At 74.5% G+C, this 15,142-nt stretch carries 12 protein-coding genes; 6 read left to right on the top strand and 6 right to left on the bottom strand.

The window, feature by feature from the left end; genetic code table 11:
- Window positions 1-99: 99 nt before the first annotated feature.
- Both AB0R04_RS01510 and AB0R04_RS01505 read left to right on the top strand, forming a co-directional pair.
- Entirely contained in the window at window positions 100-1,992 is a 1,893-nt protein-coding gene (locus AB0R04_RS01510) for an AMP-dependent synthetase/ligase (RefSeq protein WP_363367088.1), read from the top strand.
- Window positions 1,993-2,264: 272 nt separating this feature from the next.
- Window positions 2,265-3,419, top strand: coding sequence for a polysaccharide deacetylase family protein (locus AB0R04_RS01505; protein WP_363367354.1), 1,155 nt, complete (start codon window positions 2,265-2,267; stop codon window positions 3,417-3,419).
- An 82-nt stretch (window positions 3,420-3,501) separates the two neighbouring features.
- Here the strand turns inward: AB0R04_RS01505 and AB0R04_RS01500 are convergent, their stop codons facing one another.
- Window positions 3,502-3,888, bottom strand: a complete 387-nt coding sequence (locus AB0R04_RS01500) for a hypothetical protein (protein ID WP_244293498.1) — start codon at window positions 3,886-3,888, stop codon at window positions 3,502-3,504.
- Window positions 3,889-4,202: 314 nt separating this feature from the next.
- Here AB0R04_RS01500 and AB0R04_RS01495 point away from each other — a divergent pair, with 314 nt between their 5' ends.
- Window positions 4,203-5,099, top strand: coding sequence for a nitroreductase/quinone reductase family protein (locus tag AB0R04_RS01495; RefSeq protein ID WP_363367086.1), 897 nt, complete (start codon window positions 4,203-4,205; stop codon window positions 5,097-5,099).
- A 177-nt stretch (window positions 5,100-5,276) separates the two neighbouring features.
- On the opposite strand, the gene AB0R04_RS01490 is transcribed toward AB0R04_RS01495, so the two are convergent.
- The 4 genes from AB0R04_RS01490 to AB0R04_RS01475 all read right to left on the bottom strand — a co-directional run bounded on the left by AB0R04_RS01490 (window position 5,277) and on the right by AB0R04_RS01475 (window position 9,287).
- Window positions 5,277-6,053: an SGNH/GDSL hydrolase family protein gene (locus AB0R04_RS01490; RefSeq protein WP_363367352.1), complete on the bottom strand. Its 777-nt coding sequence runs from the start codon at window positions 6,051-6,053 to the stop codon at window positions 5,277-5,279.
- 514 nt (window positions 6,054-6,567) lie between these two features.
- The gene (locus AB0R04_RS01485; RefSeq protein WP_363367084.1) at window positions 6,568-7,251 is read right to left on the bottom strand and encodes a hypothetical protein; all 684 of its coding nucleotides are present in this window, start codon (window positions 7,249-7,251) and stop codon (window positions 6,568-6,570) included.
- Between the two features lie 205 nt (window positions 7,252-7,456).
- The gene (locus AB0R04_RS01480) at window positions 7,457-8,326 is read right to left on the bottom strand and encodes a hypothetical protein (protein WP_363367082.1); all 870 of its coding nucleotides are present in this window, start codon (window positions 8,324-8,326) and stop codon (window positions 7,457-7,459) included.
- Window positions 8,327-9,005: 679 nt separating this feature from the next.
- A complete protein-coding gene (locus AB0R04_RS01475; protein WP_363367080.1) occupies window positions 9,006-9,287 on the bottom strand; it encodes a hypothetical protein in 282 nt (93 codons plus the stop codon).
- Window positions 9,288-9,648: 361 nt separating this feature from the next.
- On the opposite strand from AB0R04_RS01475, the gene AB0R04_RS01470 reads away from it, so the two are divergent.
- Together AB0R04_RS01470 and AB0R04_RS01465 are read left to right on the top strand one after the other, a co-directional pair.
- Window positions 9,649-10,818, top strand: coding sequence for an exonuclease SbcCD subunit D (locus tag AB0R04_RS01470; protein ID WP_363367078.1), 1,170 nt, complete (start codon window positions 9,649-9,651; stop codon window positions 10,816-10,818).
- The gene (locus AB0R04_RS01465) at window positions 10,815-13,868 is read left to right on the top strand and encodes an SMC family ATPase (protein WP_363367076.1); all 3,054 of its coding nucleotides are present in this window, start codon (window positions 10,815-10,817) and stop codon (window positions 13,866-13,868) included. The genes AB0R04_RS01470 and AB0R04_RS01465 overlap by 4 nt, the downstream gene beginning before the upstream one ends.
- Window positions 13,869-14,001: 133 nt before the next feature.
- On the opposite strand, the gene AB0R04_RS01460 is transcribed toward AB0R04_RS01465, so the two are convergent.
- The gene (locus tag AB0R04_RS01460; RefSeq protein ID WP_363367075.1) at window positions 14,002-14,220 is read right to left on the bottom strand and encodes a hypothetical protein; all 219 of its coding nucleotides are present in this window, start codon (window positions 14,218-14,220) and stop codon (window positions 14,002-14,004) included.
- A 238-nt stretch (window positions 14,221-14,458) separates the two neighbouring features.
- Here AB0R04_RS01460 and AB0R04_RS01455 point away from each other — a divergent pair, with 238 nt between their 5' ends.
- Window positions 14,459-15,049 carry a DUF1990 domain-containing protein gene (locus AB0R04_RS01455; protein WP_363367073.1) on the top strand — a complete coding sequence of 197 codons (591 nt, stop codon included), beginning with the start codon at window positions 14,459-14,461 and terminating at the stop codon, window positions 15,047-15,049.
- Window positions 15,050-15,142 lie beyond the last annotated feature (93 nt).

Genomic DNA, 15,142 nt, shown 5'->3' with positions numbered 1-15,142 from the left:
CACCTGCGCGGCCCGGCACCGCCGCCACGGCCTCCGGCGCCGACACCGGTTCCGGCACCGGCGCGGGCAGTGCCGCCGCGAGACGCCAACGGGGGGAATGTGCGCGAGTTCACCACCCCCGCCGTGGCCGGGCCCGAGGCCACCGGAGGACTCGCCGACTCGCTGTACGACACCGCCGAACGCACACCGGACCTGGTGCAGCTGGCCCGCCGCGTCGGCCCGCCGGGCCCCGCCGACTCCGCCGAGCATTGGGCCGAGCACCGCGACGGGCACCGGTTCGGGCACCGGGACGAGTGGCGGGGCGTCACCGCGCGGGAGTTCCGCGACGAGGTGCTCGCCCTCGCCAAGGGCCTGCTCACCCGGGGCGTGCGCTACGGCGACCGGGTCGCCCTGATGTCCCGCACCCGCTACGAGTGGACGCTGTTCGACTACGCGCTCTGGTCGATCGGCGCGATCACCGTCCCGGTCTACCCCACGGCGGCGGCCGAGCAGGTGCGCTGGATCCTCGCCGAGACCCAGGCGGTGGCCTGCCTGGTCGAGGACGAGGACGCCGCGATGACGGTCGGCGCGGTCTGCGACGCGCTGCCCGACCTCACCGGCATCTGGCAGCTGGACCGCGACTGCGTCGCCGCGATCACCGAGGACGGCCGTGACGTGCCCGACTCGCTCGTCCACCGCCAGCGGCTCGGCGTCACGGCCGGGAACGTCGCCACGGTCGTCTACACCTCGGGCACCACCGGCCGCCCCAAGGGCTGCCTGATCACCCACGCCAACCTGGCCGCCGAGGCCGACGCGCTGCTCGGCGGCTGGCGGGAGGCCTTCCACGACACCGGCGGCGGACAGCCGTCTACCCTGCTGTTCCTGCCGCTGGCACACGTCTACGGACGGGCCGTGCAGGTCGCGGCGATCCGCGGCGGCTTCCGGATCGGGCACGTCCCCGAGGTCTCCACCGACGCCCTGCTGCCCGCGATGGAGTCCTTCCGGCCGACCTTCCTGCACGTCGTCCCGTACGTCTTCGAGAAGATCTTCCAGCAGGCCCGGCGGGCCGCCGTGGACGCCGGGCGCGGCGAACTCTTCGAACAGGCCCGGCAGGTGGCCGTCGACTGGGCCGCCGCCCGGGAGCAGAAGGCGTTCGGGCGCGGGCCCGGGCCCAGCCCCAAGCTGCGGCTGCGCCACCTCGCCTACGAGCGGACCGTCTACCAGCGGCTGCGGGCCGTACTCGGCGGCCGGGTGCGCAGCGTGATGTGCGGCGGCTCCGCGCTACGCCGCGAACTCGGCCTCTTCTTCACCGGCGCCGGCCTGCACCTGTACGAGGGCTACGGGCTGACCGAGACGTCCGCCGCGATCACCGCCAACCCGATCGGGCGGCAGAAGCTGGGCACGGTCGGGCACCCGCTGCCGGGCTCGTCGGTGGCCCTCGCCGACGACGGCGAGGTCTGGGTGCGCGGCGGCTCGGTCTTCGGCGGCTACCTCAACCACCCGCAGTGCACGGCGGAGTCCCTGATCGACGGCTGGTTCGGGACGGGCGACCTGGGCCGGCTGGACGAGGACGGCTACCTGACCATCACCGGCCGCAAGAAGGACCTGATCGTCACCAGCAGCGGCAAGAACCTGGCCCCGTCGGCGCTGGAGGAGCGGGTGGCCGCGCATCCGCTGGTCTCCCAGTGCCTGGTGGTGGGCGACGACCGCCCGTACGTGGCCGCGCTGATCACGCTCGACCCGGCGGCGCTGGCGCACTGGTTGAAGACGCACGGGCTGGAGCAGCTGGACCCGTGGGCGGTGCTCGCGGACGAGCAGCTGCACACCGAGGTCCAGCGCGCGGTGGCGGCGGCGAACACGGCGGTGTCGCGGGCCGAGTCGATCCGCGCGTTCCGGCTGCTGCCCCGCGAGTTCAGCCAGGACCAGGGGCTGCTGACACCCTCCCTGAAGCTGCGTCGGGCGGCGATCGCCGAGTACTACGCCGATGACATCGCGGAGTTGTACGTCCCCTGACGGATCGTCTCGTCCCTTTTGTGGCAGGTGCGGTGGGCTTCGGTTCACCGGCCGTTCCCTTGACGGGCTGATTGGTCCAGTCCATTGTTTCTCCTCGGTCCGAGTGCGGCGCACCATCCGCTCCCGCCCCTCCGGGAGCACCCAGGTCCCGCGAGCCCGGTTCCAGAGGCCCGCCCCACGGGCCCGGTTCCAGGGTTCCGGTTCCAGGGTTCCGATTCCGCCACGCCCTCCCCACGGGCGTGTCCCCCACATGCAGGAGTCCTCTCGTGTCGATGTCCACGCGCCCGTCTGCGCGCCTGTCCGCGCTGGCCGCCTCCGTCGCGCTGCTCACCGCCTTCGCCGCCCCGGCGGCCTCCGCCACCCCCGGGCCCGCCCCGGCCGGCCCGAGCACCCCGAGCGGCCCGACCGTCAACCTGGCCACCAACCCCGGCTTCGAACTGCCCGCCCCCGACCTCTCCGCCTGGGGCGCCGTCCCCGGTTGGAACTGCACCGGCGGCCCGGCCGAAGCCGCCGTCACCACCACCACCGCACACTCCGGCGCCTCCGCGCTCACCGTCACGCCGGCCACCGCCGACTCCACCGGCGAGTGCGCGCAGACCGTGGCCGTCCAGCCCAACACCGCCTACACCGCCTCGGCCTGGGTCCGCGGCGCCTTCGTCTACCTGGGCGCCACCGGCACCGGCAGGGACGTCGCCCCGGCCTGGACCGAGACCACCGGCGGCGGCTGGCAGCAGCTCACCACCCGGTTCACCACCGGCCCGAACGCGCACAGCGTCCGGCTCTACGTCCACGGCTGGTACCAGCAGGGCCCGTTCTCGGTCGACGACGTCCGGGTGGACGGCCCCGCACCCGCCCCGGCCGTGGCCGCCGGATCCGTGCCCACCAGCGACAAGGTCGTCTTCTTCACCGTCGACGACGGCTGGCAGCGCACCCCCGAGGCGGAGAAAGTCATCGCCGACCACCGGCTGCCGATCACCGCCTTCCCGCTGCCGATGCCGGCCGGCACCGACCCCGACTTCTTCCGGCGCGTCACGGCCGTACCCGGCTCCTCCATCCAGGACCACAGCGTCTCCCACTCCGACCTCAGCAAACTGCCGCTGGAGCAGCAGCAGATCGAGATCTGCGACGCCCGCGACGCCCTGACCCGCCAGTTCGGCACCACACCGGTGGCCTTCCGCCCGCCGTACTTCGCCTGGAACGCCGACACCCTTCAGGCCGCCGCCAACTGCGGCATCCGCACCGTGCTCACCGCCGACGCGGACTTCAGCTGGGGCGCGTCCAACATCTGGCACCCGGGCCTGCTGCAGCCGGGCGACGTCGTCCTGATGCACTGGACCGACACCCTCGCCGCCGATCTCCAGCGCGCCCTCGCCGCTGCCGACGCGGCCGGGCTCAAGCCGGCCGGCCTGGTCGACTACCTGCGCTGACGCGTCGCCGTCGGCGGGCTCCCCAGGGAGCCCGCCGACGGGGGCACCCACTCGCGGGGCTCCCGTCCACCGGCGGCCGGGCTCAGCCGAAGACGTGCGCCATCCAGCCGCGCAGGCGCTCGTCGAAATCGGCGGCGCCGGTGAAATCGTTGGCCGGGATCACGCCGCCCTCGGCGTCGTCCTGCTCCTCCCAGCCGGCGGCGAGGTACTCGACGTCGGCCCAGCCGCCACGGAACAGCACCACGTGCAGTTCGCCACCGGACAGCGGGTCCACGACCTGGACGCCGACAGAGTCCGGGTCCGTGACGCGGGCGCGGTCCGTCTCCAGCGGCTGCGGCCACGGGGCCAGGGCGTCGCGCCAGGTGAGCGCGCCGACCGTCAGACCGGCGGCCCGCCAGCGTACGGCCCGGGCGGCGATCCGCTCGGCGGCGTGGTCGAGGTCGACGATGCGCTCCACGACGGCGTTCACTTCCCTTCATCGGCGATCCCGTGTCGGCGAATCCGCGTCGGCGGCCCCGCGTCGGGGATCTTTCGGCGGCGATCTTGCTCGTTGACAGGGCGTCCGCGCGTGGCTCTAATGGGGGCGTGCAGCGCGGCGCCGGCCACAGAGTAGTGGGCCGGCCGGCAGCCGAGCGAGCACCTTTATCCGAGGGACGATGCGCGATGAGTACTTTCTCCGCTGCCCTGATCTGACGTAGGCGGTCACCGTGGTGTCCGCGTGCGCGCCCATGCACCGCGTGTGGCCGTGACTCCCAACCCCTGTAGGAGACTTCACCCACACCTATGTCCATGTCCACGAACCATGTCAACCAGTTCAACCAGAGCGTCGTCGAGGAGTTCCGGGCCAACGGCGGGCGGGTCGGCGGCCCGTTCGAGGGCGGCGACCTGCTGCTGCTCACCACCGCCGGGGCCAGGTCGGGCAAGCCGCACACCGTGCCGCTCGGGTACGTCCGGGCCGAGGGACTGCTCCTGGTCGTCGCCTCCGCCGCCGGGGCGCCGGACCATCCGCAGTGGTACCGCAACCTGCTCGCCCGACCGGTGGTCCGGGTCGAACTCGGCTCCGAGGCGTTCGACGTGATCGCCGTACCCGCCGAAGGCGCCCGCCGGGAGCGGCTGTTCGCGGCCGTCGTCCGGCAGGCGCCCGGGTACGGCGACTACCAGGCGAACACCGACCGGGAACTGCCGGTGGTCGTCCTGGAACGGCCCGAGACACCCGTGCGCGAGGTGCGCAGCCTCGCCGACAAGCTGTTGGAGGCGCACACCTGGCTGCGTGTGCAGCTGCGCCACGTCCGGGAGGAGGCGCACTCGCACGTCGCGGGCCGCCCGGCCGGCCTCGGACTCCAACTGCGCCAGCACTGCCTCGCCTTCTGCGAGGGGCTGACGCACCACCACAGCGGCGAGGACGCCGCGATCTTCCCCGCGCTCGCGCGCAACCACCCGGAGCTGGCCGGGGTGCTGGAACAGCTGGGCGAACAGCACCTGGTGATCGGGCGGATCAAGGAGGAGCTGGTGGCACTGCCGGCCGGGATCGAGGTCACCGAACCGGACCGGCTCCGGGCCGAGTTGGACCGGATGTCGGCCGAGCTGGAGGCGCACCTCGACTACGAGGAAGCGGAACTGCTCCCGACGCTCGCCGGGATCCCGTTCCCGCCGCTCCGGCCCGGTCCGGCCCGGGACTGAGACGCACGAATGCCGTCGGCCCCTCTCCCCGCGCTCGGGGAGAGGGGCCGACGGCCCGCGTGCCGGGTTCGGCGGGCGCCCTGGAGCGACGGCCTACCGATGCGACGGTCCCACCTATGTGACAGGCCTGCCGATGTGACGGGCCTGCCGATGCGGTGGCCTACCGGCGCGAAGCCGTTACGACTGGGTGAAGACCGGGAGGTAGCCACCGGACTGGCCGGCGGCCTTCGGGTGGTAGCTCTCGTCGACCGGCAGGGTGGCGCTGTTGAGCCAGGTGGTCAGCGAGCCGCAGATCTCGTGCTCGGTGAAGATGCTGCGCACGTCGCCGAAGCTGAAGCCGGCGTTGGCGACCCGCTTGGCGATGACCTCGTCCAGCGCGTCGGCGGCGCCGTTGATCGCGGCGCGCTTGGTGTCACTGATGCCGAGGATGCAGCTGCCGCCGATCTTGTAGAGGTGCGGGTAACCCAGCACCACCACGTGGGCGTTCGGCGCCTTCGTGTGGATCGTCGAGTACACCTTGTCCAGCTGGGCGGGCAGGGTGTTGCGGGCGTAGTTCTGGGCCGCGCTGACGGCGCTGAGGCAGGTGCTGTCCGACTCCAGCACGCAGGTCTTCATGGTGTCGGCGAAGCCGGCGTCGTTGCCGCCGACCGACAGGCTGACCAGCGTGGTGCTGGAGCTCAGCGCGGAGATCTGGTTGCTGAGGACGTCTCCGGTTCTGGCGCCGGAACACGCGACGAACGAGAAGGACGACGGCGAGTGCGCGTTCTTCCACAGGTACGGGTAGGCGTTGGTGCTTCGCTTGCAGTTGCCGCTGTCGCTCAGGTAGCTGCCAGCACCGACACCGGCGGAGTAGGAGTCCCCGAGGGCGACGTAGTTGACGCTCGCCGCATTCGCGGATGAAGCGGTGAACAACGTGGTCAGAGTGAGCAGAGCCGCTATCGCGGCAACGGACATGGCGCGCGCTGGACGGAGCATGGCACCTCCTGGTGTGGTATGGGTCACAGAAGTGATACCAGGCAGTAGGTGAACCGGGAAGCGGTCATGCCAAGGACATTGACGGGCAGTCCGACAACGCAGAAGTGAACCATCGGCCACAGGGCGTGAGTTGGCGCTGGTCAGCGCCGGTGTACGCCGACCGGCGTCGGTCATCGCGCGTAGACGGTGGTCGGTGAAAAAGTCAGCGAGTGGTCAGTTGGTAGTCAGGGCACGGCCAGGACACCGTTACGACACGGCCATCGCCGGGCCACCCCGCCGTACGACGCGTCGCGTCGCGCCGGGGCTCGCCACGGCACAGCACGGCGCGAACCGGCACGACACGACCCGACTCCGCGCGAACCGACTTCTCACGCAAGGGCGTCAGCGCACGCGGGCTCCGGCACACGCGGACTCCGGCGCACGCGGACTCCAGCTCGAAGCCCTGACCGTGGATCAGGCGGACGGCGCCGTCACCCGGCAGCCCCTCCTCCGGCTACGCGAGGCCCGGGTGAGGCTCGCTCGGGCACACCGCATCCGGGTGGACGGCCTCCGGGTAACCGGCATCCGGGTAGACGGCGCCGGGGAAGACCACGCAGCCCTCCACCGGCAGCTCCTCGATCGCCTCGTTCGCGGCGACCGGCACGCCGAGCCGGCGGGCGGCGGTGGCGACCGCCACCCGGGCCTGGCGCAGCCCGGGCGCGCCCCAGCCGAGCAGTTCGACGGCGAGTCCGGGCGCGACCAGCAGCCGCCGGTAGTGCCGGCCGGAGGCCGGGTCGGCCGCGCTCGGGCCGACCGCGCGCAGCGCCGCCGCCATCCGGACCCGCGCGCACTCGTGCCCGCCGTTGGCCGAGCCGACCCGGTCGTAGAGGTAACCGAGGTAGTACGGTCGGCCGATCACGGCCTGGGCCTCCTCGGCCGCCTCCCGGGCCAGCGCGGAGGCCGGATCCCCGGCGTCCTCCGGCTCCAGCGAGCCGCCGGGGAGCGAGCAGATCCCGTCCCTGGGGTTGACCAGGGTCAGCACCCGCCCGTCCGGAGCGAACAGCCACCCCCAGGACTGCTTCACCGGTAGCCCCTCGGGCACCTGCTCACCCGGCCGCCACGGCCACCCCGCCGTGGGACGCCGGCGCACCCTGCCGAGCAGCTCGGCGATCTCCGCGCTGTACTCGATCCGGCTCATGCGTCCCCCTCTCGCTGTCGGGCTCGCCGGACCGGCAGTGCGCGGGACGGACCTGCGGAGCACGGTACGGAGCGGAGCGGCCGGAGCGGCGGCGTGGGGCACCGCGCGCTCCTGCTGTTGATCTTCTCCGAATCTTCCCCGAACAGGCGGTCGATGAACAGTCCCCAGCGCCGCATGGTGGATGGCAGGGGTGGAAACCCCCTGATCACCCCAGCGGCCCACCCCCTTCCTCCGACGGGGAAGCGGGCTCCGAAAAGCCCGGCAGCGGGAAGCCCGGCCGCGGGACCACCCCGGGCGGGAACGGCAGCCCGCGCGCGGCGTCGTCGGCCAGCTCGTCGAACACCTCGTGCACCGTCATCGGCCGCAACCGCCCGCCGGCCAGCGCCCAACCGCGCACCCACGGCCCGTCCGAGGCCGAGGCCCCGGGCGCCGGGACGCCCGGATCGCCGTGTAGCAGCAGCGCCCCCGCCCCGCCGCCGGCGACCCCCGCCGCCAGCGTCACGCAGAACGCCTCGGTGTCCCGCCCGGCGGGGTAGAGGCCGCCCGCCTCCACGCAGACCTCCACCGCCGAGCTGAGTTGCTCACCGTCCTCCGGGCCGTGGCAGCGCAGCGTCAGCAGGTGGCAGCCCTCCCCCGCGCCCTCGGCCAGCGCAAGGTAGGCCGACGTCACGTACCCCATCACCGCCGCCAGCCGCCGCTGCCCGTCCGGGTCGTCGCCGACCGCCTCCAGCAGGGCCACGCCCGCGACGGACATCCGCACCCGCGCCCGGTGGTCGTCCAGCAGGACCGGGAGCAGTTCGGCCAGCCGCTCCCCCGCGTAGACGAAGGGCTCCCCGGCCAGCTCCGGATCGCCCGCGTACGCGACCCGGGCGGCGGGCGTCCGGGGGTCGAGGCCGAGCGCCGTACAGTAGTCCTCGTAGTCACCCGCCTCCAGGACCCGCAGGTGCACCTCCAGGCCCTGCGCGTGCAGGGCCCTCAGCTGCTCCTCCGAGCGCCGCAGGTACTCCTGGTGGGCGAGCCGGCCGAACAGCCCGTACCGCGCGAGGCCGGCGAAGTCGGACGCAGCCGCCGCCACCGCGACCGCCACCGGCTGCGGCGGCGGAGCACCCCGGGCCCGCCCGCCGCGGCGCCCCCGCACCCCGGCCCCACCCGCACGCCCTCCCGGCGGCCGGTCACCACCGGACGGCCGGGCCCCGCCGGGAGCACCCGGCCCGCCATCCGCCCCGGCCCGCCGCCCGGCGCGCAGCAGCACCCGCCGGCGGACCCGCGACCGCCCGAAGACCCCGAAGACATCGACGGCCCCGGAACCCCGGCAGCCCCCACAACGCCCCGCACAACGCTCCGCAACCCCGGAGCCCTCACGACCCAACGACCACACCCGCATGGTTCCTCCCACCGACTAGCCCAGCACCGGACACCGCCGACCGCTCCGACCCCGGAACCGCCGACGTCGAGGAACATACACAGAGCCACTGACAATCCACCCCAAGTAATCGAACACGCGCGTCCCGGGACCCCCGGGTCTCCCGATCCGGACGGGATTGTCAGTACCGGACGTTAAGGTCGGGAACCATGCGACTGCCGCATGGAGACACAGCCCAATAGGCGGCAGCTTTGGGCGCACCAGTAGGTCTGGCCGCAAAAGCAGCGAGTTGGATGGACCACTTCTGGACGACGATCCAGCTGTGAACGGGTGCGCCGTACTACGGCAAATGCCCGCCGGTGCAGGGGCACCAGCGGGCAATCCCGAAATATCATTCCTCGAAGCGCTTGCCGCTCCAGCCCGCCGGAGTCACAACGGTGTTGCGTGCTCCGCCGTTGACCCAGTGCCAGTTGGCGGTGCTGGTCTCGCCGGTCCGTCCGGGCACGGAGGCCTGAGCGTGGGCCTCCTCGGTGCCGACCGGAACGGCCGCACCCGTCGCAGGGAAAGCCGTGACGACTGCCGTGCTTTCCGCACCCGTCTGGGCAAGCGCCACACCGGTACCGAGGCTGAACAGCGCAGTTGCCGCTACGCCAACTACTACACGCTTGATCACTATGGTTGTCCAAGGACTCGAAGGGGTCAGTTCTCACAGTGGACCAGCGGCCAGTAGACATTCGATCAACGCCAGTTGTGCGGCGAATCTCGGGGGCCTCGTGAAACAAGGAAAGCGGGCCCCACCCGAGAAGGCGGGGCCCGACCCATTTTCCTTGGGATCCACGATCCGGATCACCGCCGACGTCTGCGGCCGCCTGTCCCCTGATGCGGGTGAGAGGCTGAGGGCTGTGATGGACGGGGCTCTGTCGGTGGGTCCTGTGATACTCGGTACTGACCAGGCGCCGGCCGCGTGACCGGTGCTGACTCGGTGCTGACTCGGAGGACATGGAAGTGGCAAACATGCAGGTAGGGGCGCTGTAGTGCGACTGCTGCATACCTCCGACTGGCATCTGGGCCGTTCCTTCCACCGGGAGAGCCTGCACGACGCCCAGCGCGCCTTCCTGGACCACCTGGTGGACGTGGTCCGGGCCGAGCGCGTGGACGCCGTGCTCGTCGCCGGGGACGTGTACGACCGCGCGCTGCCGGGCCTGGACGCGGTCGCCCTGTTCGACGACGTGCTGCACCGGCTGGCCGGGCTGGGCGTGCCGACGGTGTTCATCAGCGGCAACCACGACTCGGCCCGCCGCCTCGGCGTCGGCGCCGGGCTGATCGGCCGGGCCGGCATTCACCTGCGCACCGACCCGGGCGAGTGCGCCGCCCCGGTGCTGCTGGCGGACGAGCACGGGCCGGTGGCGGTCTACGGGCTGCCGTACCTGGAGCCGACGCTGGTGCGCGAGCGGTTCGGGCTGGAGCGCGGCGGGCACGCGGCGGTGCTCGGCGCGGCGATGGACCTGGTCCGGGCCGATCTCGCGGCCCACCCGGCCGGCACCCGCGCGGTGGTGCTGGCGCACGCCTTCGTCACCGGCGGCACGGCGAGCGACAGCGAGCGCGACATCGCGGTCGGCGGCGTCGCCTCGGTGCCCGCCTCCGTCTTCGACGGCGTGCACTACGCCGCGCTCGGCCACCTGCACGGCTGCCAGACCCTGGCCCCGCACCTGCGCTACAGCGGCTCGCCGCTCGCCTACTCCTTCTCCGAGGTGGACCAGCGCAAGACCATGTGGCTGGTCGACCTCGCGGCCGACGGCTCGGTCGCCGCCGAGCGCGTCGACTGCCCGCGCCCGCGCCCGCTCGCCACCCTGCGCGACAGCCTCGACGCGCTGCTCACCAAGGACGAGTACGCGCCGTACGAGCAGGCCTGGGTACAGGCGACGCTCACCGACGCGGCCCGCCCGAGCGAGCCGATGGAGAAGCTGCGCCGCCGCTTCCCGCACACCCTCCAACTGCTCTTCGACCCCGAGGAGAGCGAGGCCGAGCCCTCCCGGTCGTACGCGGCCCGGGTCAGCGGCCGGGCCGACCTGGAGATCGCCGAGGGCTTCCTGCGGCACGTGCGCCCGGGTGCCGAGCCGGAGCCGGACGAGCTGGGCTGGCTGCGCGCCGGGTTCGAGAGCGTCCGGGAGACCACCGACCGGAAGGCGGACCTGCCCCGATGAGGCTGCACCGGCTCACCGTCAGCGCGTTCGGCCCGTTCGCGGGCAGCGAGAGCGTCGACTTCGACGCGCTCGCCGCCGGCGGCCTGTTCCTGCTGCGCGGCGCCACCGGCGCGGGCAAGAGCAGCGTGCTGGACGCGGTCTGCTTCGCCCTCTACGGCGACGTCCCCGGCACCCGGCGGGCCAACCGGCTGCGCAGCGACCACGCCGAGGCGCGCAGGCTGACCGAGGTCCGGCTGGAGCTGACGCTCGGCGGGCGGCGGCTGCAGATCACCCGGCTGCCGGAGCAGCGGCGGCCGAAGAAGGTCGGCACCGGCACCACCGTCGAGCGGCCGCAGACCCTGCTGCGCGAGTGGGCCGCCGACGCGGGGGACGGCACGCCCGGCTGGCGGGCGGTGAGCAAGTCGCACCAGGAGGCCGGGGAGGAGATCCACCGGCTGATCGGCATGAACCGGGAGCAGTTCTGCCAGGTGGTGCTGCTGCCGCAGGGCGACTTCGCCCGCTTCCTCAAGGGCGACTCGGAGGAGCGCGGCAAGCTGCTGCGGCGGCTGTTCGACACCGAGCGGTTCCAGCACGTCGAGGGGTGGCTCGCGGAGCAGCGGCGCGTCCAGGAGGCCGCCGTCCAGGCCGGCCGTCGCCGTCTGCGGGATCTCGCCAGCAAGGCCGAGCAGGCGGCCGGCCCGGGCGCCGAGCCCGCCGAGGGCTGGGTGCCGGCCGAGGAGGACGCCGCCGACCTGACCGCCGGGGTGCTCGGCTGGGCGGCGATCCTGCGCAGCGGCGCAGCCGAGCAGCGCACCGTCGCCGGGGCCGCGCTGGCAGGCGCCGAGGAGGCGCAACGCGCCGCCCAGGGCGAGCGTGCGGCCGCCGAGGAGCTGGCCGGGCGGCAGCACCGCCACCGGCAGGCGCTGCTCCAGGCCGACCGACTGGCCGCGTTCGAGCCCGAGGCGGCCCGGGACGGCCGGCGGCTGGCGGCGGCGCAGGCGGCCGTCGGGGTGGAGTCCGCGCTGCGGCTGCACGAGGGCGCGACCGAGGCGCACCGGCGGGCCCGGGAGGCCGAGCGACGGCACCGCGAGGTGCTGGCCGGCGACGGCGGCGCGGGCAGCGCTGCCGCCGGGGGCCCGGCACTCGCCGAAGCGGGGGCCGCCGAGCTGGCCGAGGCCGAACGCGCACTGCGGGCCGGGCTGGTCCGGCTGGAGGCCGCCGGGGCGGAGGAGCGGCGCTGCGCCGAACTCGCCCGCGAGCAGCGGAGCCTGGACGAGGAGCGCCGGCGGGCCGACGAGCTCGCCGAGGAGGCCGAGGACTGGCTGGCCGAGTACGACGCGCGGCTCGGCGGCCTCCAGGAGCAGCAGGACCGGGCCCGGGCGGCGGGCGCGCTGGTCGAGCAACTCGACGGCCGCCGGTCCGAGTTGAGCACTCGCCTGGACGCCGCCCGGGAGCGCGACGGCCTGCGGGCCGAGATCGCCGCCGCCGAGCCGCGCGCCGCCGCCCTGCGCACCGCCGCGCTGGACGCCCGCGAGTACGGCCTCGGCCTGCGCGAGCGGCGGCTGGCTGGCATGGCCGCCGAGCTGGCCGAGCAACTGCGCACGGGCGAAGCGTGCCGGGTCTGCGGCTCACCCGAACACCCGGCACCCGCCGAGACCGCCGACGGCCGGGTCGGCGCCGACGACGAGGAGCGTGCCCGCCGGGCCCAGGCCGCCGCCGAACAGGCCTGGACGGCAGCGGACCAGACCCTCACCGCGCTGCGGGTCCGCGAGGCCACCGCCACCGGCGCAGCCGGGCCGGAGGGCTCCGACGCGCTCGCGCAGGCCCTCGCCGAGCTGGACCGCGAGCACCGCGAGGCACTGCACTCGGCGGAGGTGCTCGGCCGGGTCGAGCAGGAGATCGCCCGTTTGTCGGCCGACCGGGACCGCCGGCTCGCCGAGCTGCGCGAGGCCCGGGAGCGCGCCGCCGTCCGCACCGACCGGCTCCAGGCGCTCCAGCACGAACAGCGCGAGCTCGCCGCACGGGTGGCCGCGGCCCGGGGCGAGGCGGCCTCCGTCGCCGCGCGGGCGGCCGCGCTGGAGCGGCTGGTCGAGCGGGTCGCCGCCGTGGCCGAGGCCGCGCGGGCCTGCGCGCAGGCGCTGGCCCGGCTCGGGGACGCCGAGGGCGAGCTCGCCGAGGCCGCCGCCGCAGCGGGCTTCCCGAGCCCCGAGGAGGCCCTGGCCGTGCTGCTCCCCCGCGCGGAGCGCGAGCGGCTGGCAGCCCGACTGGAGCGGCACCGGACGGAGTCCGCCGCCGTCCGGCACGAACTCGCGCTGCCCGATCTGGCCGCGGCCGCGGCCCGTCCGCCGGTCGACCTGCCCGCCGCCGCGGCCGCGCTCGGCGCCGCCACCGACCGGCTGGGCCGGGCCCACGCCGCCCGCTCGGCGGCCGACGAACGGTGCGCGGCACTGGCCTCGATCGGTCGGCAACTGGCCGACCTCGCAGCCGAGTTGGCCCCGGCGCTGGCCCGGTACGGGCGGATCAACCGGCTCGCGGCGCTGGCCGCCGGCACCTCCACCGAGAACCGGCTCCGGATGCGTCTGGAGTCCTACGTCCTGGCGGCCCGGCTGGAGCAGGTCGCGGCGGCGGCCAGCGACCGGCTGGTCCGGATGTCCGGCGGCCGCTACACCCTGGTGCACAGCGACGACCGGGGCACCGGCAACAAGCGCTCGGGCCTGGCCCTGCGGGTGGTCGACGCCTGGACGGGCACCGAGCGGGACACCGCGACGCTCTCCGGGGGCGAGAGCTTCTTCGCCTCCCTCGCCCTGGCCCTGGGCCTGGCCGACGTGGTCACCGACGAGGCCGGCGGCATGCCGCTGGACACCCTGTTCATCGACGAGGGCTTCGGCACGCTCGACGAGCAGTCCCTGGAGGAGGTGATGGACGTCCTCGACGGCCTGCGCGAACGCGACCGGGCGGTCGGCATCGTCAGTCACGTCGCCGACCTGCGCACCCGCATCCCCGCCCAGCTCCTGGTCCGCAAGGGGCGACGCGGCTCGACCCTGGCCCTGGCCGGGAGGGAGGACGCCTAGGGACCGCTCAGGGACACTGCCAGCGGCTTTGAGGCGGCCTTCCCGGGCCTTCTCGCCCCAACATCACCGCAGGTCAGCGACTTGCGGGCGCTGTCAAGCCGGTGGCATCGCGGCTAGGTCGCGCTGCTTCGCATCAGCCCGAACAGGCCACCCGCTGGGCCTGCTGCCAGGCGCAGACCGGGCAGAGTGTGCTGCCCGGGTGGTCGGCGGGCAGTTCGGTCGGCTCCCCGCACAGGACGCAGTCGGCCCGCGGCCCGGTCGACGCCGGATCGCGTACCAGCGCCGCCTGCGCCCCGCCGTCGGGGGCGAACTCGCAGACCGCCGTGTCCTCGTTCCTCGCGCTGTCGCTCATGCCGCCTTCCTACTCCGCCCCCGGCCCCCGCCGCAAGGCGCCGCCGACCCGAGCCCGACCCGATCGCCGACCCGCCCTGCCCCAGCCTGACCCGGTCCCCGCACTCCTCGATCAGGGCGGCGGCGCCGTCCAGGAGCGGGCGCAGCCCGAAACGGGCCGACCGCCCCCGCCCCGCGTGCACCCCGCCCCCGGGCGACCCGCCGACGGCGGGCCCGCAACGCCCGGCTACGGTGACCGCATGGCCACCGACCTCCAGCGGCGCCTGCTCGCCGCCCGCGCCAGCGCGCCCTCCTACCCCGAGGTCGGCTCCACCCGCGGCGGCCCGCTGCCGGACGGCTACGCGCACCTGCGACGGCGGGTGCACCTGGGCCGCGGGCCGCAGGTGCTGGCCCGGGCCGGGCGGTACGTACTCGGCTGGGGCAGCCAGCTGGGCACCGGTTTCGCCGTGTACCCGCACGCGCCGGCCGAGCCGGGGTCGACGGTGCTGCTGCGGCTGAGCCTGCCGGGCAGCCGGTGGCCCCGGCTGGTGATCCCGTGCCGGGTGGTGTGGACGGTCGAGGAGCCGGACCGGATCGGCTTCGCGTACGGCACGCTCCCCGGGCACCCGGAGTGCGGCGAGGAGGCGTTCCTGGTGTCCATGGACGCCGCCGGCGAGGTGTGGTTCGAGGTGTCGGCGTTCTCCCGGCTGACCGCCTGGTACGCGAGGCTGGGCCGGCCGGTCGCGCTGCTCTGCCAGTACCTGGCGATCGAGCGCTACCTGGCCGCAGTGGCCGCCGCCGTGGCCGAGCCGGCCGGGCCCGCGGGCCCGGCCGATCCCACCGTCGAGTAGGGCGTCGAGTCGGCCTAAGGAGTGTCGGCCGAAGAAGTCCCGGCCGAAGGAGCCCCGCCCGAGGGAGTCCCGCCCTAGGAGTCCCGGCCGAAG

Origin of the sequence: Kitasatospora sp. NPDC056731, assembly GCF_040687675.1 — a bacterium.
Taxonomy (GTDB): domain Bacteria; phylum Actinomycetota; class Actinomycetes; order Streptomycetales; family Streptomycetaceae; genus Kitasatospora.
Note: the sequence above shows the minus strand (reverse complement) of the source record. Positions and strands in the feature narration are given on the sequence as shown.

Coding starts and splice junctions, on each gene's coding strand:
- AB0R04_RS01505 (WP_363367354.1), top strand. CDS start 2,265: ATGTCCACGCGCCCGTCTGCGCGCCTGTCCGCGCTGGCCGCCTCCGTC.
- AB0R04_RS01495 (WP_363367086.1), top strand. CDS start 4,203: ATGTCCATGTCCACGAACCATGTCAACCAGTTCAACCAGAGCGTCGTC.
- AB0R04_RS01490 (WP_363367352.1), bottom strand. CDS start 6,053: ATGTCCGTTGCCGCGATAGCGGCTCTGCTCACTCTGACCACGTTGTTC.
- AB0R04_RS01485 (WP_363367084.1), bottom strand. CDS start 7,251: ATGAGCCGGATCGAGTACAGCGCGGAGATCGCCGAGCTGCTCGGCAGG.
- AB0R04_RS01465 (WP_363367076.1), top strand. CDS start 10,815: ATGAGGCTGCACCGGCTCACCGTCAGCGCGTTCGGCCCGTTCGCGGGC.
- AB0R04_RS01460 (WP_363367075.1), bottom strand. CDS start 14,220: ATGAGCGACAGCGCGAGGAACGAGGACACGGCGGTCTGCGAGTTCGCC.
- AB0R04_RS01455 (WP_363367073.1), top strand. CDS start 14,459: ATGGCCACCGACCTCCAGCGGCGCCTGCTCGCCGCCCGCGCCAGCGCG.